Consider the following 26,951-nt stretch of genomic DNA (forward strand, 5'->3'; position numbering starts at 1 on the left):
AGGTCACCGAACACGAACTGCCGCAGCGGCTTTCGGAGTTGTTCCTGACCGCCTTCGACGTCACCGCCGAGGTGCCGTTCCGGGCGCGGCTGTTCGAGGTCAGCCCGACTGAACATGTGCTGGCGCTGGTGGTGCACCACATCTCGGCCGACGGCTTCTCCATGGGCCCGCTGACCCGCGATGTGATGACCGCCTACGGCGCGCGCGTCGACGGCGGCGAGCCCGCCTGGGCCCCGCTGCCGGTGCAGTACGCCGACTTCGCGCTGTGGCAGCGCGAGGTGCTCGGCCGCGAGGACGATCCGGAATCGGTGATCGCCCAGCAGATCTCGTACTGGCGCGAGGCCCTGCGCGGACTGCCCGAACAGCTGGATCTGCCGTCGGATCGGCCGCGACCGGCCGTGGCCTCGGGCCGCGGCGCGACGCATTCGTTCCGCATCGACGCCGACACCCACGCGCGGCTGGCCGATCTGGCCCGCACGCGGGGCGCGACGCTGTTCATGGTCACCCACGCCGCGCTCGCGGTGCTGCTGTCGAGGCTGTCGGGTGAGCAGGACATCGCCATCGGCACCCCGGTCGCGGGCCGCGGTGAGCGGGCGCTCGACGATCTGATCGGCATGTTCGTCAACACCCTGGTGCTGCGGACCGAGATCGAATCCGGCGCGACGTTCACCGATCTGCTGCGCGCGGTGCGTTCCACCGATATCGCGGCGTTCGGCCACGCGGATCTGCCGTTCGAGCGGCTGGTGGAGATCATCAATCCGGCTCGGTCCCAGGCGCGGTCACCGCTGTTCCAGGTCATGCTGGCCTTCCAGAACCTCGGACAGACCTCGCTCGAGCTGCCGGGCCTGACCGCCAGCGGCGTGGACATGCCGATCGATACCGCCAAGTTCGATCTGCAACTGGTGCTCACCGAGGGGCCGGATGGTGGAATCGAGGCGCAGTTCATCTACGCCACCGACCTTTTCGAGGCCGACACCGTCGCGCTGTTCGCGCGCCGGTTCACTCGACTGCTGAAGTCCATTGCGGCGACGCCGGATCGGGCGGTGGGGGACATCCCGCTGCTGGACGCGCAGGAGGCTCTGCACGAGCTGCGCGGCTGGAACGCCACGGCGCACGAGCTCCCCGCGGGCTCGACGCTGGTGGAACTGTTCGAGGCACAGGCGCAGGCCACCCCCGACGCGGTCGCGATCGTGGACCGTGAGGCCGGGCAGAGCCTGACCTACGCCGAATTCGCCGCCCGCGTGCACCGGCTGGCCCGCCGCCTCGTCGAGGCCGGGGTCGGCCCGGAAACCCTGGTGGCCCTGGGCATTCGGCGCTCGCTGGACTTCGTGGTCGCCGCGTACGCGGTGCTCGAGGCCGGTGGCGGCTATGTGCCGCTGGATCTGGGGCAGCCCGCCGACCGCATCGGCTACGTACTCGAGACCGCGCGTCCGGTGGCCGTACTGACCACCGAGCGCGACGGCTTCACGGCGGGTGAGCTGCCGGTGCTGACCGTGGATCGACTGGATCTGTCGGAATACGCCGACACTCCGCTCACCGACGCGGATCGCCGTGCGCCGCTGCGTGCTTCGCATCCGGCCTACGTCATCTTCACCTCCGGTTCGACCGGTCGCCCGAAGGGCGTGGCCGTGCCGCATGCGGCCGTGGTGAACCAGATCCGCTGGATCACCGGCGAATACGGCATCGGCGTCGACGATGTGGTGCTGTTCAAGACCCCCGCGACCTTCGACGTGTCGGTGTGGGAGCTGTTCGGCCCACTGTCGGTCGGCGGCCGCCTGGTCGTGGCGAGCCCGGACGGGCATCGCGATCCGCAGTATCTCGCGGATGTCATTGCGGCCGAACGGGTCACGATGACCTCGTTCGTGCCCTCGATGCTGACCGTGTTCTCGGCGGGTGTGGAGCCCGCGGCGATCGCCTCGCTGCGCGCGCTGCTGATCGCCGGTGAGGCGTTCACCTCCGACGCCGTGCGGGCCTTGCGCCGCGTGAGCGACGCCGAGCTGTACAACCTCTACGGCCCCACCGAATTCACCGTGCACGCCACGCACGCGCCGGTCGCCGACGATGTGCGGGGCGCGGTGCCGATCGGTCTGCCGGTCTGGAACGCGCAGGCCTATGTCCTCGACGGTCGCCTGCATCCGGTGCCGCCGGGTGTCGCGGGTGAGCTGTATCTGGCGGGCGATCAGCTGGCCCGCGGCTACTTCGGCCGCACCGACCTGACCTCGGATCGCTTCGTGGCCAACCCCTTCGGGGTCCCGGGAGACGCCTCCGGCAGGGGCGGCTCGCGCATGTACCGCACCGGTGACCTGGTGCGGCGCGGACCCGACGGCCAGATCGTCTACCTGGGCCGCACCGACTTCCAGGTGAAGCTGCGCGGTCTGCGCATCGAGCTCGGCGAGATCGAATCCGCCCTGCTCGCCCACGATTCGGTCGCACAGGCCGTCGCGCTGGTGCGCTCGGACGCCCGAACAGGCGATCAACTGGTCGCCTACGTGGTTGCGGCGGACGGCCCGGCCGAGGTCGACGCGCTGCGCGCGCATCTGGCCCGGCAGTTGCCGTCCTATATGGTCCCGGCCGCCATCGTGGCGCTCGATGCCATGCCGCTCAACCCGAACGGCAAGCTCGATCGCCGGGCCCTGCCGGAACCGGCCTTCGAGGCTCGCGAGTTCCGCGCGCCCTCGACCCCGATCGAGGAGATCGTGGCCGCGACTTTCGCCGAGGTACTGGACCTGGGCGAACAGGTCGGTGTCGACGACGACTTCTTCGAACTGGGCGGCAATTCGCTGATCGCCACCCAGATCGTCGCGCGCCTGGGCGCGGCGCTGGACACCCGCGTGCCGGTGCGACTGCTGTTCGAGGCCCCGACGGTCGCCGCGCTCGCCGCGCGCATGGAAAGCCATGCCGGGTCGGGCCGTCGCCGCGAACTGGTGGCCGGACCGCGGCCCGAGGAGATTCCGCTGTCGCTGGCACAGCAGCGCATGTGGTTCCTCAACCGGTTCGACACCGCCAGCGCGGTCAACAATATTCCGCTGGCCGTGCGGTTGTCCGGTGCGCTGGATGTCGACGCGCTGCGCGCGGCCGTGCGCGATGTGATCGACCGGCACGAGGTGCTGCGCACCGTCTACCCGGAGACCGCCGACGGGCACGGCACGCAGGTGATCCTGCCGACCGGCACGGAAATCGCGGCCCTGGAACCGATTTCGGTCTCCGAGGCCGAGATCGCCGAGCGCATCGGCGAGGTCGTGCTGACCGGCTTCGATGTGACGGCCGAGGTTCCGGTGCGGGCGCGGCTGTTCGAGGTGAGCCCCACCGAGCATGTGCTGGTCTTCGTGGTGCACCACATCTCCGGCGACGGCTGGTCGGTGCGGCCGCTGGCCCGCGACGTCATGATCGCCTACGCCTCCCGTTCGCGCGGCGAGGTTCCGGGCTGGGCGCCGCTGCCGGTGCAGTACGCCGATTACGCGCTGTGGCAGCGCGAGACGCTGGGTTCGGAGGACGACGACCGGTCGCTGATCGCCCAGCAGGTCGCCTACTGGTCGCGTCAGCTGGCCGGACTGCCGGATCAGTTGGATCTGCCGTCGGATCGCCCGCGTCCCGCCGTGGCGTCCAACCGCGGTGACGTGCACGAGTTCTCGATCGATGCCGAGCTGCTGCGCGGGCTGAACGCGCTGGCGCGCGAGCACGGCGCGAGCCTGTTCATGGTCGTGCACGCGGCCTTCGCGGCGCTGCTGTCGCGACTGTCGGGCAGCGACGATATCGCCGTGGGCACCGCGGTCGCGGGCCGTGGCGAGGCCGTCCTCGACGATGCCATCGGCATGTTCGTCAATACGCTGGTGCTGCGCACGCAGGTGGAGAACTCGACCTCGTTCGCCGACCTGCTGGCGCGCACCAAGGAGGCCGATCTGGCCGCGTTCGGCCAGGCGGATCTGCCGTTCGAGCGGCTGGTGGAGATCCTCAATCCGGCCCGCTCGCAGGCGCGGCATCCGCTGTTCCAGGTGATGCTGTCGTTCCAGAACACCGGCGAGGCCTCGTTCGAACTGCCCGGGCTCGAGGTGTCCGGGGTGCCGCTGGATGTGGTGACGGCCAAATTCGATCTGCACCTGAACCTCACCGAGCGGATGGGTGACAACAATGAGCTAGTCGGTATGAGCGCCGAATTCGCCTACGCCACCGACATGTTCGACGCCGGGACCGTCGCGGCGTTCGCGCGGCGACTGGTGCGGATGCTGGCGGCGGTGACGGCCGATCCCGCGGTGGTCGTCGGCGATGTCGAACTGCTCGACGACACCGAACGCCGCAAGGTGCTCGACAACTGGAACGCCACCGCCTACGACATCGACCGCGTCGTGCTCGGCAAGGCCGCGGGCAGCCGCGCGCTGACGCTGGCCTCGATGTTCGCCATGCAGGTCGAGCGCACCCCGGACGAGCCCGCGTTGACATTCGAGGCGACCACGCTGTCCTACGGCGAGTTCGCCGAGCGCGTGAATCGCCTGGCGCGCGAACTGATCTCGCGCGGTGTCGGACCGGATTCGCTGGTCGCGCTCGGTATGCGCCGCTCGATCGAACTGGTCGTTGGCATGTACGCGGTGAGCGTGGCCGGTGGCGCGTATGTGCCGCTGGACCCGGATCATCCGGCCGAGCGCAACCAGTACGTGCTCCAGACGGCGCGGCCGGTGTGCGTATTGACCACCGCCCGAGACGGATTCGAGGTCGAGGGCACGGTCCTCGAGATCGACGCCCTGGACGTGTCGGGTCACTCGGGTGAGCCGGTCGCCGACGCGGATCGCCTCGCGCCGCTGCGTCCGTCCAATACCGCCTACGTGATCTTCACCTCGGGTTCGACCGGCCGCCCGAAGGGCGTCGCGGTGACCCACGAGGCGATCGTCAACCGCCTGGTGTGGATGCAGGACGAATACGATCTGTACTCCGACGATGTGGTGCTGCAGAAGACCCCGGCCACCTTCGACGTGTCGGTGTGGGAGTTCTTCTGGCCCTTGCAGATCGGCGCGCGACTGGTGGTGGCCAAGCCCGACGGGCATCGCGATCCGGCGTATCTGGCCGAGCTCATCGTGGCCGAGGGCGTGACCACCGCGCACTTCGTGCCGTCGATGCTGTCGGTGTTCGTCGCCGCCCTCGACGCCTTCGGCGCCGAGGGCCCACAGAGGGTGGGCCTGACCAATGTCTTCGCCTCCGGTGAGGCGCTGCCCGCGCCGACCGCGCAGAAGCTCATCGAGCTGACCGGTGCGCGGCTGCACAACCTCTACGGCCCCACCGAGGCCGCGGTCGACGTGACCTATCACGAGGTGACCCCGGCTGACACCGCGTCGGTGCCGATCGGTCGACCGGTGTTCAATACCGATGTCTACGTGCTGGATTCGCGTCTGCACCCGGTCGCCCCGGGTGTCGCGGGTGAGCTGTATCTCGCGGGTGCGCAGTTGGCCCGCGGGTACGTCGCGCGGGCCGACCTCACCGCCGACCGGTTCGTGGCGAGTCCGTTCGGTGACGGCCAGCGGATGTATCGCACCGGCGACCTCGTGCGCTGGAGCGCGAACGGTGAGATCGAATACCTGGGCCGCACCGACTTCCAGGTGAAGCTGCGCGGTCTGCGCATCGAACTCGGCGAGATCGAGGCCGCGCTGGTGGCGCTGGCGGATATCGCGCAGTCGGTCGTGGTGGTGCGGTCGGACGATCGCCTGGGCGATCAGCTCGTCGGCTACCTCGTGGCCGAGGCGGGCCGGGCCGTCGATGTCGAGGCCGTGCGCGCGGCGCTGTCGGATGAACTGCCCGCCTACATGGTTCCCACGGCCTTCGTGATCCTGGACGCCTTCCCGCTCAACGCCTCCGGCAAGCTCGACCGCGGGGCGCTGCCCGCGCCGGTGTTCGAGGCCAAGGTGTTCCGAGCCCCGTCCACCCCGATCGAGGAGATCGTGGCGGGCACCTTCGAGGATGTGCTCGGCGTGACCCGCGTCGGCGTGGACGACGATTTCTTCGCCCTCGGCGGAAACTCGCTGATCGCCACCCAGGTGACCGCGCGGCTCGGATCCGCGCTCGATACACAGCTGGCCGTGCGTGATCTGTTCGAGGCGTCGACCGTCGCCGCACTGGCCGTACGTCTCGAGCAGAACGCCGGATCGGGTCGCACCCGTCCGCGCCTGGCGGCCGCCGAGCGGCCGGAGCGGATTCCGCTGTCGCCCGCGCAGCAGCGGTACTGGTTCCTCAACCAGTTCGACACCGCGACCTCCGCGGTGGACAACATCCCGCTGGCCGTGCGGTTGTCGGGCACGCTGGACCTGGCCGCGCTGGAACAGGCGATCGGCGATGTGTTCGCCCGGCACGAGGTGCTGCGCACGACCTATCCGGCCTCGCCCGAGGGTCCGAGCCAGGTCATCCTGGCCGCGTCGAAGACCGCGCCGATGCTGATGCCGGTGCCGGTCGACGAGACCGAATTGCTGGACCGGATCATCGAATTCGCGCTGACGACCTTCGATGTGACCGTCGAGGTGCCGCTGAAGGTGGCGCTGTTCCAGGTGACCGGCGCCGACGAGCATGTGCTCGCCTTCACCGTGCACCACGTCGCCGCCGACGGCTCCTCGATGGGTCCGCTGGCCCGCGATGTGATGGCCGCCTATGTGGCCCGCGCGCAGGGCGAGGCGCCGCAGTGGGCGCCGCTGCCGGTGCAGTACGCCGACTACGCGCTGTGGCAGCGCGCGGTGCTCGGCACCGAGGACGATCCGGAATCGCTGGCCGCCCAGCAGGTCTCGTACTGGACCTCGGCGCTGGCCGGACTGCCCGATCAACTGGAACTGCCCACCGACCGGCCGCGCCCGCCCGCGCAGTCGTTCCAGGGCAAGGCGATTCGCTTCGATATCGACGCCGAGCGGCACGCCCGCCTGCACGAGCTGGCGCGGGCCAACAACACCTCGCTGTTCATGGTCGTGCACGCCGCGCTGGCGGTGTTGCTGTCGCGGCTGTCGGGCACCGACGACATCGCCGTCGGCACCCCGATCGCCGGTCGTGGTGAGCGCGAACTCGACGATCTGATCGGCATGTTCGTCAATACGCTGGTGTTCCGCACCCGCGTGGCCGGCGACGCCGCATTCGCCGAACTGCTGTCGGAGGTGCGCGAACGCGACCTCGAGGCGTTCGCCAATGCCGATGTGCCGTTCGAGCGGCTGGTCGAGGTCATCAACCCGGTCCGCTCGACCGCGCGCAATCCGCTGTTCCAGGTGGGCCTGTCGTTCCAGAACCTGGCCGAGACCACCTTCGAACTGCCCGGCCTGTCGGTCAGCGCGGTCGACTTCGACTCCCAGCTGGCCAAGACCGATCTGCATGTCACGCTGTACGACCGGTACAACGAGGACGGCACCCCGGCCGAGATCGTCACCGAATTCGGTTATGCCGTCGATCTGTTCGACGAGGCGACCGTGCAGGGCTTCGCCGACCGGTTCGTGCGGGTGCTGGACGCGGTGCTCGCGGACGCCTCGGTGCGGGTGGGCGATATCGACCTGCTCGATGCCGACGAGAGCGCGCGCATCCTGCGGGCCTGGAACGACACCGGACGTGAACTGGCCTCGAGCACACTGGCCGCGCTGCTGGACGACGCGGTCGCCGCGGATCCGAAGGCCGTGGCGCTGGTCGCCGACGAGCCCGCGCTGACCCTGACCTACGCCGAACTCGACGCCCGGGTGAACCGCCTCGCGCGGTACCTGATCGAACTCGGCGTGGGCGCGGAGGACCGAGTGGCCCTGGCCATTCGGCGCTCGGTGGACCTGGTGGTCGCGATGTACGCGGTGGCCCGGACGGGTGCGGCCTATGTGCCGATCGACCCCGCCCAGCCCGCCGATCGTGTCGAGTACATCCTCGAGACCGCCGCGCCGGTTCGCGTATTGACCACGGCCGCCGAGGAATTCGAGCACGGACCGGTGGTTCGGATCGATGAGCTGGAACTGTCGGCCTACTCCGCCGCCGCGCTCACCGCCGACGAGCTGGTGCGCGAATTCGGCCCGGACAGCACCGCGTATGTGATCTTCACATCCGGTTCCACCGGCCGCCCGAAGGGCGTGGCGGTGCCGCACGGCGCGATCGTGAACCAGTTGCGTTGGAAGGTGGCCGAATTCGGCCTCGATCCGGCCGACGCGGTACTGCTCAAGACCGCCGCCACCTTCGACCTGTCGGTCTGGGAGTTCTGGTCCGGTGTGGCGTGTGGCGGCCGGATGGTCATCGCCGCGCCCGAGGGGCACCGGGATCCGACGTATCTGAACGAGCTCATGAACCGCGAGTGGGTGACCACGCTGCACGTGGTGCCGTCGATGCTCGACGCGTTGGTCACCGCCGGACTGTCGGATTCGCTGTGGCGCATCCTCGCCATCGGTGAGGCCCTGCCGGCCGCGCTGGCCCAGCGCGTGCTGCGTGAGCATCCGCGCACCGAACTGTTCAACCTCTACGGTCCGACCGAGGCCGCGGTGTCGATCACCAGCCATCGGGTCACCGAGGCCGATCAGACGTCGGTGTCGATCGGCGCACCGGAGTGGAACAGCCGGGTGTACGTGCTGGATTCGCGGTTGCGGCCGGTTCCGGTGGGCGTCTCCGGTGAGCTGTACCTGGCCGGTGCGCAGTTGGCGCGCGGGTACTTCGGTCGGGCGGATCTGACCGCGGATCGGTTCGTGGCCAACCCCTTCGGGGTCGCGGGAGACAACGAGGGTTCTCGTATGTACCGCACCGGTGACCTGGTCGCCTGGAATGCCGCCGGTGAGCTGGAGTACCGCGGTCGTACCGACTTCCAGGTGAAGATCCGCGGCTTCCGCATCGAACTCGGCGAGATCGAGTCGGCGCTGCTGCACCAGGACGGCATTGTCGCGACGGCCGTTGTGGCGCACAGCGATCCGCACACCGGCGACCGCCTGGTGGCCTACGTCGTCACCGATTCCGGTGAGCTGGACTCCCAGGCCCTGCAGTCGGCACTGGCGGCGCGGCTGCCGTCGTACATGGTGCCGTCGCTGTTCATGCGGCTGGACGCGTTGCCGCTCAACGCCAATGGCAAGCTGGACCGCAAGGCGCTGCCCGAGCCGGTATTCGAGAAGGCGGTGTTCCGCGCGCCGGTCACGCCGATCGAGCAGATCGTGGCGAATACCTTCGCCGAGGTGCTGCGGCTGGATGCCGGTTCGGTCGGCCGCGACGACGACTTCTTCGCCTTCGGCGGCAATTCGCTGCTGGCGACGCAGGTCGCGGCGCGGCTGGGCGAGGCGCTCAACACCCGGGTGCCGGTGCGCCTGATGTTCGAGGCGGCCACGGTCGCGGCGCTCGCGGTTCGGGTCGAACAGCACGCGGGCGCCGGTGGGCGCAAGGCGCTCACGGCCGGTCCGCGGCCGGAGCGGATTCCGCTGTCGCTGGCACAGCAGCGCATGTGGTTCCTCAACCGGTTCGATACCCAGTCGGCGGCCTACAACGTGCCGATCGCGGTGCGGTTGACCGGCAGCCTCGACGTGGCCGCGCTGCGGGCGGCGATCGCGGATCTGGTGGCGCGCCACGAGATCCTGCGCACGATCTACCCGCAGACCGAGGACGGCGCGGTCCAGGTGATCCTGCCCGCGGCCGAGTCGGTTCCGGAGCTGGAACTGCGGACCGTGGCGCTGGACGGTATCGAGGCCGCGGTGGTCGAGCTGACCAATACGATCTTCGACGTCACCGCCGCGGTGCCGGTCAGGATCGCGCTGTTCGAAATCGAGGGCGCGGCAAGCGAATACGTGCTGGCGATGGTGGTACACCACATCTCCGGCGACGGTTCGTCGGTCGGTCCGCTGACGCGCGATCTGATGACCGCCTACGCCGCCCGTTCGATCGGCGAGGCCCCGGGCTGGGCGCCGCTGGCGGTGCAGTACGCCGACTACTCGATCTGGCAGCGCGAACTGCTGGGCAGCGACGACGATCCGGAATCGCTGGCCGCCAAGCAGGTCGAGTACTGGACCTCCGCACTGGCCGGACTGCCGGATCAGTTGGATCTGCCGTCGGATCGGCCGCGTCCGGCCGTGCAGTCGTTCGCCGGTGGCAAGGTCGATGTGCGTATCGACGCCGAAACCCATCGGGCGCTGATCGAATTGGCGCGCACCGAGGGCGCGACGCTGTTCATGGTCGTGCACACCGCGCTGGCCGTGCTGCTGTCGCGGCTGTCGGGCACCGACGACATCGCCATCGGTACGCCGATGGCCGGTCGCGGCGAGGCCGTGCTCGACGATCTGATCGGCATGTTCGTCAACACCCTGGTGTTCCGCACCGAGGTGGCGGCCGACGAGCCGTTCACTCGACTGCTGGCGCGTCAGCGCGAGACCGATATCGCGGCGTTCGCCAATGCCGATGTGCCGTTCGAGCGCCTGGTCGAGGTGCTCAACCCGGTCCGTTCCACCGCGCGGCATCCGCTGTTCCAGGTCGGCCTGTCCTTCCAGAACCTGGCCCAGTCCAGCCTGGAACTGCCGGGGCTGACCGTGGCGGGTCTGGACTTCGACACCCAGATCTCGCAGTTCGATCTGCATCTGATCGCGACCGACCGCTACGGCGCGGCCGGGGAGCCCGAGGGCATCACCGGGTTCTTCACCTACGCCGCCGATATGTTCGATCGGGATACGGTGCAGGGCTTCGTGGATCGGTTCACGCGATTGCTCGGTGAGATCATCGCCGCGCCGGGCACGGCCGTCGGCGATATCGCGGTGCTGGCCCCGGCCGAGCGCACCGAGATCGTCGAGTCCCGCAATGCCACCGCGCGCCGAATCGATACCACCCAAACCCTGGCCTCGCTGCTGGCCGCGTCGATCGCGGCGAATCCGACCGCGGTCGCCCTGATCGGCCCCGACAGCGCGGTGCTCACCTACACCGATCTGGCGCGGCGGGTCAATCGCCTGGCGCGGCATCTGATCTCGCTGGGTGTGGGTCCGGAGTCGCGGGTGGCGCTCGCGTTCCGGCGATCGACCGATCTCGTGGTCGCCATGTACGCGGTATCCGCCGCGGGCGGCGCGTATGTGCCGGTGGATCCGGATCAGCCCGCCGAGCGGACCGGATACATCCTCGAGACCGCGGCCCCGGTGTGCGTGCTCACCAATGCCGCCGCGGAGTTCGACACCGATGCGGCCCCGCTGATCCGGATCGACGAGCTGGTGCTGGGTGAGCTGTCCGAGGCCGCGATCGACGATGCCGAGCGGGTCTCGCCGCTGCGTCCGGACAACACCGCGTACGTGATCTTCACCTCCGGTTCGACCGGCCGCCCGAAGGGTGTGGCGGTGCCGCATGCCGCGGTGGTCAACCAGTTGCTGTGGAAGACGGCCGAATTCGGTCTGGGCATCGACGACGCGGTGCTGTTGAAGACCGCGGCGACCTTCGACCTGTCGGTGTGGGAGTTCTGGTCGGCCGCGGTATCGGGTGGCCGCCTGGTGATCGCCACGGCCGACGGCCATCGTGATCCCGCGTATCTGAACGAGCTCATGGCCCGCGAGGTCGTGACCACGCTGCACGTGGTGCCGTCCATGCTGGACTCGCTGCTGGTGGAATCCGGTGGCGTGCTGTCGCGTTCGCTGCGACGGGTGCTGGCCATCGGTGAGGCGCTGCCCGCGGCCACCGCGCAGCGGTTCCGCCGCGACAATGTCGGCGAGCTGTACAACCTCTACGGTCCGACCGAGGCCGCGGTCTCGATCACCAGCCACAAGGTCACCCGGGCCGACCAGCTGTCGGTGTCGATCGGTGCGCCCGAGTGGAACAGCCAGGTGTACGTGCTGGATTCGCGGCTGCGGCCGGTGCCCGACGGGGTGGCCGGTGAGCTGTATCTGGCGGGTGCGCAGTTGGCGCGGGGTTACTTCGGCCGCGCGGATCTGACCGCGGATCGCTTCGTGGCAAGTCCTTTCGGGGTCGGCGCGCGCATGTACCGCACGGGTGACCTCGTGGCATGGCGCGAGGGTGAACTCGAATACCGGGGCCGCACCGACTTCCAGGTGAAGATCCGTGGCTTCCGTATCGAACTCGGTGAGATCGAGGCCGCGCTGCTGGCGCTGCCGGAGATCGCCCAGGTCGCGGTGCTCGCCAAAGCCGACGAGCGCACGGGTGACCGCCTGGTCGCCTACCTGGTGCCCGCGGCGGCGGAACTCGAGGTGGCGCGGGTGAAGTCGGCCCTGGCGGCGGCGCTGCCGTCGTACATGGTGCCCTCGGCGTTCGTGGTGCTCGAGGCGCTGCCGCTGAATATCAACGGCAAGCTGGATCGAAAGGCGTTGCCGGAGCCCGAATTCGAGAGCACCGCCTTCCGCGCACCCTCGACCCCGATCGAAGAGGTCGTGGCGTCGGTGTACGCCGATGTGCTCGGTGTGGACCGGGTCGGCGCGGACGACGACTTCTTCGCCCTCGGCGGTAACTCGCTGCTGGCGACCCAGGTCGCCGCCCGGATCGGCGCGCTGCTCGACACCCGCGTGCCCGTGCGCGCGCTGTTCGAGGCGTCCACGGTCGCGGGCCTGGCCGCCAAGGCCGAACAGCAGGCCGGGGTCGGCGGCCGTCCGCCGCTGGTGGCCGGGCCGCGCCCGGACCGGATCCCGCTGTCGCTGGCACAGCACCGCATGTGGTTCCTCAACCAGTTCGACACCTCCTCCTCGGTGGAGAACATCCCGGTGGCCATCCGGCTGTCGGGCGAACTGGACGCCGCCGCGTTGCAGGAGGCCGTGACCGATCTGGTCGCGCGGCACGAGATTCTGCGGACCCTGTATCCCGAGACCACCGAAGGCCCTGTGCAGCAGGTGCTTTCACCGGCGGAGGTGCCGGTGGATCTGACGCCGGTGCGCATCGGCGAGGATCGGGTGCTGGCCGAGGTGGCCCAGTTGGTGTCGGCCGGATTCGACGTGACCACCGAGATCCCGTTCCACATCCGGCTGTACCAGGTCACCCCGACCGAACACGTGCTGGTGTTCGTGGCGCATCACATCAGCGCCGACGGCTGGTCGATGGGCCCGCTGACGCGGGATCTGATGGTGGCCTACGTGTCCCGCTCGACCGGCGAGGCCCCGGCGTGGGCGCCGCTGCCGGTGCAGTACGCGGATTACTCGGTGTGGCAGCGCGATCTGCTCGGCTCGTCCGACGATCCGGAGAGCCTGCTCTCGACCCAGGCCGAGTACTGGCGCAAGGCGCTGGCCGGAATTCCGGACGAGCTGAACCTGCCGACCGATCGGCCGCGTCCGACGGTGCAGTCCTTCGCCGGTGGCCGGGTGGTGTTCCCGATCGGCACCGAACTGCATCAGACGCTGCAGCGGATCGCCCGCGAGCGCAACGCCACGCTGTTCATGGTCGTGCACACCGCGCTGGCGGTATTCCTGGCGCGCATGTCGGGCACCGACGACATCGCGATCGGTACGCCGATCGCGGGTCGCGGCGAGGCCGAACTCGACGATCTGATCGGCATGTTCGTCAACACGCTGGTGCTGCGCACCCACGTGCGGGGCGATCTGTCGTTCGACGAACTGCTGGCCCAGGCCAGGGACGCGGATCTGCAGGCGTTCGCGCACGCGGATATTCCGTTCGAGCGGCTGGTGGATCTGCTCGCGCCGGAACGCTCCACCGCGCGGCATCCGCTGTTCCAGGTGGCGCTGTCGTTCGAGAATCTGCCGGAGAGCTCGTTCGAACTGCCCGGATTGCGCGTGCAGGCGGTCGATTTCGAGGTCGATATCGCCAAATTCGATCTGTCGCTGACGATGCGGGAATCCGGCGATGCCGAGGCCGGCATGTACGCCGAATTCTCCTTCGCCCGTGACCTGTTCGACGATGCGACCGTCGAGGTGTTCGCGCAGCGCTTCACCCGGCTGCTCGAGGCGATCGCCGCCGATCGCACGGCGCCGGTCGGCGATCTGCCGCTGCTCGCGCCGAGTGAATGCGAACTGCTCACCCAGGTGCACGGCGACGAGGTCATGGCGACCGGTCTGCTGCCGGATCTGATGGGCAACGGCCTGCGACTGGGCCGGGATCGAATCGCGGTGCGCTACAACGGCCGTTCGATCAGCTACGGCGAACTCGACGAGCAGTCCTCGCGACTGGCGCGGGTGCTGATCGAACGCGGTGTCGGGCCGGAGAAGCTGGTCGCGGTGTCGTTCCCGCGCTCCTACGAGATGGTGCTGGCCGTGCTGGCGATCACCAAGGCCGGTGGCGCGCATGTGCCCGTCGATCCGAACTATCCCGAGGATCGGGTGCGGCATATGCTCACCGACTCCGCGGCGGTCCTCGGTATCACCGGATCGGCGCATATCGCCGGCCTGCCCGATGATGTCGAATGGCTGCTGCTGGACGATCCGGCGACCGACGAACTGTGCGCGGCGCAGTCGGCCGCGCCGGTGACCGACGCGGACCGCCTTGCGCCGCTGCGACTGTCGCATCCGGCGTATGTCATCTACACCTCCGGCTCCACCGGCAAACCCAAGGGCGTCACCGTGACGCACGCGGGTCTGGGCGGTCTGGCGGACGTGGCGACCGGGCTGTACGGGCTCGAACCGCATCATCGGTTCCTGCACATCTGCTCGCCCAGCTTCGACCCGTCGGTGCTGGAGTGGGTGTGCGCCTTCTACATCGGCGCGACGCTGGTGATCGTGCCCGGCACGGTCATCGGCGGTCCGGATCTGGCGGAGCTGCTGCGCACCGAGGGTGTCACGCACACCATCATCACCCCGGCCGTACTGGGCACGATGGATCCGGCGGGTCAGGAGCAGCTGCTGGTCACCTCGGTCGGTGGCGATGTCACCACGCCGGAACTGCTGGCGAAGTGGCAGCCGGGCCGCAAGTACTTCAACGCCTACGGTCCGACCGAGACCACGATCATCTCCTCCTACGCGCGACTGTTCCCGGGTGACCACATCACCATCGGCACGCCGGTGCACGGCATGTCCGCGCTGGTGCTGGACGGCCGTCTGAACCCGGTGCCGCCGGGTGTGGCCGGTGAGCTCTACCTGGCCGGTGGCGCGGTGGCCCGTGGCTACCACAACCGGCCGGGACTGAGCTCGGAACGCTTCGTCGCCAACCCGTTCGGCGCGCCGGGCGCGCGGATGTACCGGACCGGTGACGTGGTGCGCTGGTTCGCCGCGGCCGACGAACGCCGAGGCAATCTGGCCGTGCCGGAGATCCCGTGGGAACTCGATTACGTGGGCCGTTCGGACTTCCAGGTGAAGATCCGCGGCTTCCGTATCGAACTCGGTGAGATCGACGCGATGCTCGGTAAGCATCCGGATGTCGACTTCGCCTTCACCATGGGTCGCCAGACCGATGCGGGTGCGACGATTCTGGTGTCGTATGTGCTCGGCGCGAAGGATCGTGCCGTGGATCCCGCGGCGGTGACCGAATTCGTGGCGCGCACGCTGCCGCCGCATATGGTGCCGTCGGCGATCGTGGTGCTCGACGAGATTCCGTTGACCCCGGTCGGCAAATTGGACCGCAAGGCCCTGCCCGAACCGCAGCTCGCCCCGCGCGAATTCCGCGCGCCCGCCGGTGAGGTCGAGACGATCATCGCCGGGGTCTTCGCCGAGGTGCTCGGCGTGGATCAGATCGGCCTGGACGATTCGTTCTTCGCCCTCGGCGGCGATTCGATCCTGTCGATCCAGCTGGTGTCGCGGGCCAAGGCACGCGGTGTGGTGTTCAGCCCGCGCGATGTGTTCGAGCGGCGCAGTGTGGCGGCCCTGGCCGAAATCGCCACCCTCGGTGGGGAATCCGAGCAGCAGCGCCTGGCCGAGCTGCCCGGCGGCGGGGTCGGCGAGATTCCGATGACGCCGATCATGACCCAGATCCTGTCGAGCGGGTCGACCTATCAGCGGTTCTCGCAGTCGATGGAGCTGCGGGTGCCCGAGGGGATCGACCGCGAGACGCTGGTCGGGACCATTGCCGCGGTATTCGATCACCACGATGTGCTGCGGGCTCGGTTGCGGGGCAACGCCTCCGAGGGTTGGGCCTTCGAGGCGCTCGCGCGCGGTGCGGTCGATATCGATGCCCTGGTGCATCGGGTCGAGCTGCCGGGCGATATCTCCGACGAGGAGCTGACGCGGCTCGCCAGCGCGGAATACGATGCGGCCCTTGGTCGATTGGATCCCGCGAACGCGGCCATGGTGCAGTTCGTGTGGTTCGCCTTCGAGGGTGAGCGCCGGGATGTGCTGCTGGTCGTGGCTCACCACTTCGTCGTCGACGGCGTCTCGTGGCGCATTCTGATCCCGGATCTCGCGGTGGCGTGGTCGCAGCTGGTCGCGGGCCAGCCGGTCGCGTTGCCCGCCAACGGGACCTCGATGCGGCGCTGGGCGCACGCGCTGACCGATGCGGCCACCGATGCGGAACGAATCGCGGAACTGCCGTTCTGGCAGCGGGTCACCGAAACTCCGGATCCGTTGCTCGGCTCGCGCGAATTCGATCCGGCGGTCGACACCTTCGCGACCGTGGAGCGGGTCGAGGTGAGCCTTCCGGCCGATGTGACCGACGCGGTGCTGACCGCGATCCCGGGCCTGTACCGGGGCGGGGTCAACGACGGTCTGCTCTCGGCGCTGGCGCTGGCGGTGAGCCGTTGGCGCGGTGCCGAATTCGGTGATGCGACGCTGGTCAAACTCGAGGGTCACGGCCGCGAGGAAGAGGTGGTGCCGGGCGCGGATCTGTCGCGGACGGTCGGCTGGTTCACCAGCGCCTACCCGGTGCGGCTGGATCTGGCGGGCGCGGATCTCACCGAGGCGTTCGCGGGCGGAGACGCCCTGGGCGAGATCGTGAAATCGGTCAAGGAGCAGTTGCTCGCGGTGCCCGACAAGGGTCTGGGCTACGGCCTGCTGCGGTATCTGAACGCCGAGACCGGTGGACAACTCGGTGGCGCGGGGCAGATCAGCTTCAACTACCTCGGACGCGTCTCTGCCGGTGAGATTCCGGAACAGCTGGCCGAGGTCGGCTGGGTGCCCGTCGCGGATCTGGGTCGTCTCGATGCCGAGATGGATCAGGACATGCCCGCCAACGCGACGATCGATATCAACGCGATCGTCACCGACGGCACGGACGGTCCGCAGCTGGGCGCGTCCTTCGCCTTCCCGACGGGTCTGCTGACCCGCGAGCGGGTGGCCGAATTCGCCGATCTGTGGGTGGCCGCGCTGACCGCCCTGGCCCGGCACGCGCAGCGTCCGGAGGCCGGTGGTCTGACGCCGTCGGATCTGCCGCTGGTCACGGTCGAACAGTCGGATATCGAAGTGTGGGAACGGGATTACCCGGCCCTGGGCGATGTCTGGCCGCTGTCGCCGCTGCAGTCGGGTCTGCTGTTCCACGCGCTGATGACGCAGGCGACGGTCGACGTGTACACCATGCAGGCGGTCGTCGATCTCGGCGGCACGCTGGATGTGCGGCGGTTGCACGCGGCGGCCCAGAGCATCCTGGACCGCTACCCGAACCTGCGCACGGCCTTCGTCACCGATTCCGACGGCCACGCCGTGCAGGTCGTGCTCGACCGGGTCGAGGCGCCGTGGCGCGAGGTGGATCTGACGCATCTGCCCGAGGCCGGGCGGGTCGCGGAACTGCAGCGACTGGTCGAGGTGGATCGCCGGACCCACTTCGATATGGCGACCGCGCCGCTGATGCGGTTCACGCTCTACCGGACCGGCGAGCAGCAGTGGCACCTGGGCATCACGACCCACCACATCCTGCTCGACGGCTGGTCGATGCCGCTGCTCATGCGGGACATGCTGGTGCTGTACGCGGTTCGCGGCGATCAGACCGCGCTGCCGCGGGTGGCGTCCTATCGCAACTTCCTCGGCTGGCTGGCCGGGCGCGATCGCGACGCGTCGCTGCGGGCCTGGGCCAAGGCGCTGTCCGGTGTGGACGAGCCGACCGCCCTGGCCCCGCAGCCGCGGGCGGCCGAACAGTACGAGATCGGCAAACTGGTCACCGAGATCGATGCCGACCGCACCCGCCAGCTCACCAAGCACGCCGCCGAACTCGGCGTCACGGTGAACACGCTGGTGCAGGCGGCGTGGGGCATTCTGCTCGGACGGCTCACCGGCCGCGGCGATGTGGTGTTCGGCGCGACCGTCTCCGGTCGTCCGGCGGAACTGCCGGGCGTCGAATCGATGGTCGGCCTGTTCATCAACACGCTGCCGGTGCGGGTGCGGGTGGACGAGCGGCTCTCGGTCGGTCAGCTGCTGCAGCGGTTGCAGCACGATCAGGCGGATCTGCTCGATCACCACTACGTGGGCCTGACCGATATTCAGCGGATCGCCGGAGCCGGAGCGCAATTCGACACCCTGCTGGTGTTCGAGTCCTATCCGATGGACAAGCAGGCCATCGCCGCCGCGAGCTCCATCGACGGCATGACGGTGACCGGTGTGGGCGTCAACGACGCCACGCACTACCCGCTGACCCTGCTGGTGATGTCGGAGGCCACGCTCGAGCTGACCTGGAAGTATCTGGGCAGCAGGTTCACCGCCGACGAGGTGGCGACCCTGTCCGCGCGAATGCTGCGGGTGCTGGACGCCCTCGTGGGCGATCCGGACGCGCTGGTCGGCGACATCGATATCCTCGACCACGCCGAGCGGGCCCGGATTCTGGCCGAATCCGGTGTCAGCGCGGGCAATTCCGCGGCCGAACCCGCGCGGGTCGGGGCCCGGACGGTCGCCAAGGCGCTGGGCGAGGTCGTCGAGGACGATCCGCAGGCGCCCGCGCTGCTGGTCGACGGCGCCGAAATTCAGTACCACGTGGTCGATTCGAGGTCCTCGCAGCTGGCGCGGGTCCTGATCGATCGGGGTGTGGGACCGGGCGATATCGTCGCGGTCGCGCTGCCGCGCTCGCTGGACGCGGTGGTCGCGCTCTGGGCGGTTCAGAAGGCGGGCGCCGCGGCGCTGTTCGCCGACGGCCTGTCCTTCGGCGAAATCGTCTCGGCCGGAGCCGGTTTCGGCATCGCGCTGGAACCGGCCGCCAAGTCGGTCCGCTGGCTGGTCCCCACGGATCCGAAGGTCCAGGCCGACCTGGCCGCGGCCCCCTCGCATCCGGTCTCCTACGCCGACCGCGTCCGCCCGCTGCACGAAGACCACCCGGCCTTCGTCCTGCGCGCCGCCGCCGACTGGCTCACCCTCACCCAGGACCAGGCCCTCGACCGAGCCGAATCCCTGCGCACGGACAACGAGATCGACTACGAGTCGACCACGTACACCACCGCGGCCACGGGCCCCGCGGCCCTGGCCGAATTCCTGGCCAGCGCTACGGCGGGCGCGCTGTCGGTGCTGCCGAGCGGTGATGTGGAGGGCGATCTGGGCGACGGTGAGGTCACGCACTGGTTCGTCACGGCAGAAGAGGCGACGGATTCGGGGGACGAGGAGATCCGGGTCGTGGTTGTGGAGTAAGGCGTGCGGGCCGGTGCGGGGCTGTGGATAACTTCCTCTCACCGGCTTGGCGTCGACCTGGCCTGGTATAGACTGCGTGCAGCAAGTCGAAGAATGTTGTTCTTCCTGGCTAGGGGGGTTGGAGGTGGTTTCCGTGGCTATGCCCGCACCCGAGGCATCGTCGGAGTTCCTGCCTGCGTCTGATCGGTGGACCGCTGCCGACCTCGATCGCCTGCCCGAAAACGGACTCAGGTACGAGGTCATCAATGGACAGCTCATCGTGAGCGCAGCACCGAAGCCACGCCATCAGGTGTTGCTGACCGGACTGATTCTCGCGGTCACAACAGCCATACCGCAGGACCTTTGGGTGCTGCCCGGCGTCGGCATACTGATCGGTGATGACGAACCGATTCCAGATCTGATAGTCGGCAAGGGAGAGGTCGACCTCGACGCGCGAGGTATTGCCGACGAACAGATCCTGTTGGCTGTGGAGATCGTCTCGGCCTCGACCACGATGATGGACCGCTTGGTCAAGCCCACGTTGTATGCCGATGCGAAGATCGCCAACTATTGGCGTATCGAGATCAACTCCTTCAAAGGGCGCTTGCCCGGTGAACAACTGCCTGTGCTATTCGCCCACTCACTCGGCGAAAGTGGCGAATATGAGCTGACGCACCGTATTCGAGCGGGCGAGTCGGTGAAACTGCATTCACCGTTCGAGTTCACGATCGATCCGGCCACTTTGTTGCGCTAGCCGTTTGTCTGCTTTGTCCTGCCATGGGGGCGAAGTGCCTCCGACACGCAGGTTTAACGGCTGGGGGTGGGATGGCGATTCCGTATGGTGGGGCGAATGTCGATGCAGGTCGAGGAGGGGCTTTATGGCGGATAGTGCGCCTGCTTTGGAATTGTCCGGGTTGTACAAAGGATTCGGTGGGCCCTGGGTTGTCGATGGGGTGAGTTTGGTGGTGCCGCCCGGATCGTTTTTCGGGTTGGTCGGGCCCAATGGGGCCGGTAAGACCACGACGCTGTCGATGGCCGTGGGGTTGTTGCGGCCGGATGCGGGGCAGTCTCGGATCTTCGGGTTCGATGTGTGGTCGGATCCCGTGCACGCCAAGACCATTGTGGGGGTGCTGCCCGACGGGCTGGCATTGCCCGAGCGGCTCACGGGGCGGGAATTGCTCACCTACACAGGGCTTTTGCGTGGGATGGCGGCGGGGACCGTGGCCGAGCGGGCGGCGGAGCTGCTGAGCGTGCTCGAACTCGACGGTGCGGAGAACACACTGGTGGTCGACTATTCCGCGGGTATGCGCAAGAAGATCGGGCTCGCGACCGCGCTGCTGCACGCGCCGAAGCTGCTGGTGCTCGACGAACCGCTCGAGGCCGTGGATCCGGTGTCCGCCAGGACGATTCGCACGATTCTGCAGCGGTTCGTGGCGGCCGGTGGGTCGGTGGTGCTCTCCAGTCATGTGATGGCGCTGGTGGAGAATCTGTGCGATCGGCTGGCGGTGATCAATCGCGGGCAGGTGGTCGCGGCGGGCACGGTCGCCGAGGTGCGCGGTGAGGGCACCCTCGAGGAGGCGTTCGTACGTCTGGTCGGCGGCCGGATCGGCGGGGACGAGGGGTTGGCGTGGTTGGCGTCCTGATCCGTATGCGATGGCGGCTCACCCTGCGCTCGATGAGCAGCGGACGGGCCTCGGTGGCGTTCTGGCTCGGCGTCGTGATCGGGCTGATCGCGGCGATCATCAGCGCCGGGCTGCTGGCCGCGGCCGGATTCGCCTGGGACGCACGGGCGGCCACCAATGCCGCCGCCGCGCTGTACGCGGTGTGGACCCTCGGCTGGATCTGCGGTCCGATCCTCACCGGCAGCAGTGACGAAACCCTGCAGCCGGAACACTTCCGGCTGTTGCCGCTGAGCTATCGGCAGCTCGCGATCGGCCTGCTGGCCGCCGCGTTCACCGGGCCGTCGGCGATCGTGAATCTGATCGCCTTCGGCGGACTGATCCTGCTCGGGACCCAATTCGGCGTGCTGCCAGCGCTTTTCGCCGTGGTGGGCACATTCGCGCAATTGGTTTTCGTGGTGGTGCTGTCGCGGGTGCTGCTGGCCTGGATCGGCGCGGCCATGCGATCGCGGCGCGGTAAGGATCTGGGTGTGGTGCTGGCCGCGATGACCGGTCTGGCGTACTACCCGCTGCAATTGCTGATCAGCTACGTCGCGCCCCGGCTGGAACATGCCTCGCGGCCGGTGGCGCTGGCGCTGCGGATTCCGCCGTCGGGGTGGGCCCCCTACGCGGTCGAGGCCGCCGCGAACGGTCAGTGGTGGTGGAGTCTGGCGGCCGTGGGCGGGCTGGCGCTGCTGTCGGTGCTGCTGTGGCAGGCATGGGCGGTGCTGCTGCGCCGACGACTGACCACGCCCGAGGCCGCGGCCGGGCAGGTGCGCACGAATGTCGATGGCGGCGTACTGGATCGGCTGTTCCCGGCCGATCCGCTGGGCGCGGTCGTGATCAAGGAGCTGCGGACCTGGTGGCGCGACAGCCGTCGCCGCGCGGCGCTGCTGCCGTTGATGCTGATCGGCATCGTGGTCCCGATCTTCCTGTCACTGCAGCACAATCAGGGCGCGTTACCGTTCGCGGGCGCGTTCGTGGTGTGGATGGCGGCGATGGCCAGCGCCAATATGTACGCCTTCGACGGCACCGCGATCTGGCAGACGCTGGTGATTCCCGGTGCGATTCGCGCCGATGTGCGCGGACGCATGCTCGCGTGGGTCATCATCGTCGCGCCGTTCGGGCTGCTGCTGACCCTGATCCTGCCGGGTGCGGTGGGCATGTCGAAGCTCTATCCCTGGGGATTGGCGACCCTGCCGGTGCTGCTGGGAGTCGGGATCGCCACCGCCATTTATCTCTCGGTCTACGCGGCGTATCCGCTTCCACAGCAACGAGGTAACCCCTTCGGCGGCGGCGGGGCCAATCCCGGCTGTTCGCGCGCGCTGGTGCAACTCGTGGTCGGACTCGGGCAGATCATCCTGTGCGCGCCGGTGATCGTGGTGCTGGGAATCGGCTCCTATCTGCACAATTGGGTCGTGCAGTGGCTGGGTGTGCCGGTGGGTATCGCGGTCGGTGCGGGGGCCGCGGTGGTCGCGGCGCGGGTGGTCGAGAAGCGGGTGGCGGCCCGTGGGCCGGAGTTGTTGGCCGAGGTCAAGCCGCGGTGAGGAGCCCGCCGCCGCGGGCCTGGGGGGCCGCGGCGGCGGGAAATTGGTGGGCCCATGTCCGCGGCGGCGGGAAATTGGTGGGCCCATGTCCGCGGCGGCGGGAAATTGGTGGGCCCATGTCCGCGGCGGCGGGAATTTGTGGAACCATGCCCGAAATTTATTGCGTGAGGGGGAAATTCATCGTGTTGGCCATGATTTGTGCGCCGCGGTCGTTGAGGTGCAGGCCGTCGCCGGAGTCCAGGGAGGGGTGGATGTAGTCGGGGGCGGCGGGGTCCTCGACCGCGGCGGCGACATCGAAGACGGCATCGAAAATCGTTGTGGTGCGCAGCCATTCGTTGATCGTGTTGCGGGCGGGCACGCCGGTCTCGACGGCGACGCCGTCGTAGACGACGCCCGCGAACGGGCCGACCGTATTGGCGTAGATCGGTAGGCCCGCGGCATGGGCGCGGTCGGCCAACTCGGTATAGGCGGCGATCAGATCGTCGATCGCGGCGGTCTCGCCCAGGATCAGATCGTTGATGCCGAGATTGATCAGGACGAACTTCACCCCGGGCACATTCAGCGCGTCATTGTCGAAGCGGGACAGTGCGTGTTCGCCGACCTCGTCGGTGAGCAGGCGGTTTCCGCCGATGCCCTGATTGACGACCCAACCGTGTGCGACGCGGGTGTTCAGATAGTCGACCGAGCGGTGATCGGCCCCGACGGTCGTGCCGGTGCCCTCGAACCAGGAGTCGCCGAAGGCCACCGCGACCGGGGTGTCCGCGGGCGCGAAGACATCGACCCCGGTGACGAAAAACCGGGACTGCGATTCCTCGGCCTCCGGCAGGTCGGCGGCGATGACCCGATCACCCTCGGTGATATAGGTATTCGCCATCGCCTGATGCGAGAACGTCGCCAGGCCGGTCGATTCCGGCAGATACAGGCTCAGCGCCAGGTCGTCCCCGGCGGCGACCGCCAGCTCGACCGCATCGCTGACGATCTCCTCACCCGCCGCGATCGTCACATATTCCGCACCTGAGAACCGCAGGGCCACATCGCTTTCCGGCACGATCGCCGCGCCCGTCTTGCGCAGCGCCAGCCGCGCGGCCGCGATCGTCAGCGGGGCGCGGCCGTAGCGATTGCTCAACCGGACCCGAACCCGCTCGCCGCCACCGGCCATCCGCAGCATCTGGCGCACGGTCTGATTCGCGAAGCCGCGCGGCGGGGTGAGCTGGATCTGCTCGTAGGGGCTGATCACCGCGGAGCGAAACCCTGCCAGCCAGGTAGACGACATCACGACCTCCAAGTAGTTGCGCTGAGGAATATCCTCGCGGCAAAGGTATGCGACAGATGTTCCGCGTGTCAACTATCCGCATCGCAATGTTTTGTTAGGGTGGCGGCATGGAGCATGCGGACCTGTTCGACGACCCTCGGCTCACCGATGTGGGCCTGCTGTTCGAGGCGAGCCGGGGCATTCGGATGAAACTCGAGTCGACCTGGACGGCGAACGGGCTGTCGCTGCTGGATTTCATCGCGATCATGCGACTGAGCCGCTCGCCCGGCACACGGCTGCGCATGACCGATCTCGCTGCCCAGACGCAACTTTCGACCAGCGGCGTCACCCGGCTGGTGGACCGGCTCGAGCGCAACGGTCTCGTCCGGCGCGAGCCCGATCCCGCCGACCGGCGCAGCTCCTACACCGTGCTCACGCATGCGGGCGCGGCGCGGCTGGCCAAGGTGCTGCCGGAATATCTCGAGGTCATCGATCAGTGGTTCTTCGGACCGCTGACCCCCGAACAACGCGACGCCCTGGTGTCCGCATTGCGTATCATCCGCGATGCCTCGTTTCCCGAAGCCTCGTTGATCTCGGAGTGAGTATGAGCGTCACCTACATCAACCCGGGCGATCTGCCCACCAATCCGGCCTACAGTCAGGCGGTCCGCGTGCCCGCGGGCGCCGACATCCTCTACATCGGCGGCCAGAACGGCGTCGACGGGAGCGGTCGCCTCGTCGGTCCGGATCTGAAAAGCCAAGCCCGCCAGGCGCTGGCGAATGTGCGCAGCTGCCTGAGTGCGGCCGGGGCCGATCTGGAACACATCGTGAAGTGGTCGATCTTCATCAAGGAGGGCGAGCCGCTGCTGGACGGATTCGCCGCATTCCAGGAAGTCTGGGGCGAGCGCGAGAATCCGCCCGCCATCTCCGGCTTTTTCGTCTCCGCGCTGGCGGTGCCCGGTGCGCTCGTCGAGATCGAGGCCGTGGCCGCGATTCCCGCGGACTAGTCGATCGCCGCGCTCATCCGCCGCGTCAGCTCCCGGAGGTGTTCGATCAGCTCCGGGGGTTCGTGCACGCGATAGGGAAAGCCGAAAAGCCCGGTGTAGAGCGCCAATGCGTCGAGTGAATCCGCGCCGGTGTGCAGCAGGCAGCGATGGTCGTCGATGGCCTCGAGCACACCGACGGTCGGCGGAATCCGATCCGCCGCCTCGGCCGCGGACACCTCGAGGGTGATCCGGGCCCGATAGCGATAGGGCGCGGTGCTGACCCCGTGCGAGACCAGGCCCGTCTCGCCGAGTTCGGGGGCCTCGCGCGGGGTGAAACGGGGACCGTTGGGGATGCGCGGTCGCAGCCGGTCGACTCGATATGTGCGCCAATCGTTTCGCTCGACATCCCAGCCGAGCAGATACCAGTGCCGCCCGGTGTGCACGAGCCGATGCGGTTGCGCGGCCCGGCGGATCTCGGACCCGTCGTGGGTGCGGTAGTCGAAGCGCAGTTGTTCGTGATCGCGGATCGCGGCGGCGATCGTGGTGAGCACCTCCGGATCCACGGCCGGGGTGCCCGCCGCCATGGTGACCGTGGCCGCCTGTAGCGCGGTGACCCGATGTCGCAGCCGCGTCGGCAGCACCTGCTCCAATTTGGCCAGCGCCCGCAGCGAACTCTCCTCTATGCCCGCGATGGTGCCGCCCGCCGCGGTGCGCAGTCCGACCGCGACGGCGACCGCCTCATCGTCGCCCAGCAGCAGCGGCGGCAGTTTCGTGCCCGCGCCCAGTCGATATCCCGCCGCCCCGGCCACCGCGTGCACGGGATAGCCCAGGGTGCGCAGCTTTTCGATATCGCGACGCACGGTGCGCACATCGACGCCCAGCCGTTCGGCCAGTTCGGCGCCGCGCCAATCGCGGGGCGTCTGCAGTAGGGACAGCAGTTCGAGCAGCCGCGCCGATGTCTCCAACATGTTTTTCATTCTGCCGGATAGCTAGGGCGGAAGCTGTCCTAGGCCCTTCCTACTGTGATGTTCATGAGCGAAGCGATCACCCCCTTCCGGATCGACATCCCCCAGAAACAACTCGACGATCTGCGGGCCCGGCTCGACGGCGCGCACTGGCCCGCGCCGCTGCCCGGCGACGACTGGGACACCGGGGTGCCCACGCACTGGCTGCGGGAACTGGTCGAATATTGGCGCACCGGATACGACTGGCGGGCCGCGGAGGCGGAGCTGAATTCCTTCCCGCAGTTCACCACCGAGATCGAGGGCCAGCGCATTCACTTCCTGCATATCCGCTCGGCCGAACCGGATGCGCTGCCGCTGGTGCTCACTCACGGCTGGCCCGGGTCGATCGTCGAATTCCTCGATCTCATCGCGCCGCTGACCGATCCGCGGGCGCACGGGGGAGATCCGGCCGACGCCTTTCACCTGGTGATTCCGTCGCTGCCGGGCTTCGGATTCTCCGGTCCCGTCAACGATTCCGGGTGGACCAGGGATCGCGTCGGCCGGATCTGGGCGCGACTCATGGAACGGCTCGGCTATGACCGTTACGGCGTGCAGGGCGGTGATATCGGCGGCGCGGTCAGTCCGGCGGTCGCGCGCCATGCGCCGGATCGGGTGGTCGGTGTGCACGTCAACGGCGGAACCAATCTGCCGCCCAGGCAGATTCCGGAGGAGGAGCTGGCCGAACTGACCGATCTCGAACGCGATCGGCTCCGCCGCATCGAGGGCTTCATGCGGGAGGAGTTCGGCTACGTTGCCATTCAGTCCACCCGGCCGCAGGCCCTGGCGTACGGGCTGGTGGATTCGCCCGTGGGGCAACTGGCCTGGATCATGGACAAGTTCCGCGAGTGGACCCATCCCCGAAATATCGTGCCCGACAAGATCATCGATCGCGATCGGCTGCTGACCAATGCGATGATCTACTGGCTGACCGGCACCGCGGGCTCGGCGGCGTATGTCGGTTATGTGCAGCCGCAGGACTGGAACGCGCCGCCGCTGGAAAGCTCCGGCGTGCCCACCGGCGTCATCGCCTTCGCGCACGATGTCTGCATTCGGCGCTACTGCGAGACCGGAAACAACATCACCCGCTGGGTGGATGTCGACCGCGGCGGGCATTTCGCCGCGCTGGAGGAGCCGGAACTGCTAATGGCGGATATGCGGGAGTTCTTCCGCACACTGCGCTGAT

The 26,951-nt window shown here is 68.5% G+C and carries 9 protein-coding genes (1 of these 9 cut by a window edge); 7 read left to right on the forward strand and 2 right to left on the reverse strand.

Annotated elements, in window-relative coordinates; translation table 11 throughout:
- From NP4_RS07530 to NP4_RS07545, 4 genes are all read left to right on the forward strand, one after another.
- Nucleotides 1-19,343 carry the 3' portion of a non-ribosomal peptide synthetase gene (locus tag NP4_RS07530; RefSeq protein WP_067994063.1) on the forward strand. 24,280 nt of this gene lie to the left of the window's left edge, so only the last 19,343 of its 43,623 coding nucleotides appear in the window; its start codon lies beyond the left edge, outside the window; its stop codon occupies nt 19,341-19,343.
- Nucleotides 19,344-19,482: 139 nt separating this feature from the next.
- On the forward strand, nt 19,483-20,076 hold the full coding sequence (locus tag NP4_RS07535; protein ID WP_067994066.1) for a Uma2 family endonuclease: 594 nt from the start codon (nt 19,483-19,485) through the stop codon (nt 20,074-20,076).
- A 124-nt stretch (nt 20,077-20,200) separates the two neighbouring features.
- Nucleotides 20,201-20,965 carry an ABC transporter ATP-binding protein gene (locus NP4_RS07540; RefSeq protein ID WP_062509301.1) on the forward strand — a complete coding sequence of 255 codons (765 nt, stop codon included), beginning with the start codon at nt 20,201-20,203 and terminating at the stop codon, nt 20,963-20,965.
- A 32-nt stretch (nt 20,966-20,997) separates the two neighbouring features.
- On the forward strand, nt 20,998-22,527 hold the full coding sequence (locus NP4_RS07545) for a hypothetical protein (protein WP_147287929.1): 1,530 nt from the start codon (nt 20,998-21,000) through the stop codon (nt 22,525-22,527).
- Nucleotides 22,528-22,684: 157 nt separating this feature from the next.
- Here NP4_RS07545 and NP4_RS07550 read toward each other — a convergent pair whose 3' ends face one another.
- Nucleotides 22,685-23,800 (reverse strand): GDSL-type esterase/lipase family protein, encoded by a 1,116-nt coding sequence (locus tag NP4_RS07550; protein ID WP_067994073.1) that lies wholly within the window; start codon nt 23,798-23,800, stop codon nt 22,685-22,687.
- A gap of 107 nt (nt 23,801-23,907) precedes the next feature.
- Between NP4_RS07550 and NP4_RS07555 the strand changes: the two genes are divergently transcribed.
- Nucleotides 23,908-24,381, forward strand: a complete 474-nt coding sequence (locus tag NP4_RS07555) for a MarR family winged helix-turn-helix transcriptional regulator (RefSeq protein WP_067994077.1) — start codon at nt 23,908-23,910, stop codon at nt 24,379-24,381.
- Nucleotides 24,382-24,383: 2 nt separating this feature from the next.
- Nucleotides 24,384-24,785, forward strand: coding sequence for a RidA family protein (locus NP4_RS07560; RefSeq protein ID WP_067994081.1), 402 nt, complete (start codon nt 24,384-24,386; stop codon nt 24,783-24,785).
- Here the strand turns inward: NP4_RS07560 and NP4_RS07565 are convergent.
- Entirely contained in the window at nt 24,782-25,732 is a 951-nt protein-coding gene (locus NP4_RS07565; protein WP_067994801.1) for a helix-turn-helix transcriptional regulator, read from the reverse strand. The genes NP4_RS07560 and NP4_RS07565 overlap by 4 nt on opposite strands.
- 63 nt (nt 25,733-25,795) lie before the next feature.
- On the opposite strand from NP4_RS07565, the gene NP4_RS07570 reads away from it, so the two are divergent.
- Nucleotides 25,796-26,950, forward strand: coding sequence for an epoxide hydrolase family protein (locus NP4_RS07570; protein ID WP_067994803.1), 1,155 nt, complete (start codon nt 25,796-25,798; stop codon nt 26,948-26,950).
- Nucleotide 26,951: the final 1 nt, after the last annotated feature.

The organism is Nocardia pseudobrasiliensis NBRC 108224 (assembly GCF_001613105.1).
Classification (GTDB): domain Bacteria; phylum Actinomycetota; class Actinomycetes; order Mycobacteriales; family Mycobacteriaceae; genus Nocardia; species Nocardia pseudobrasiliensis.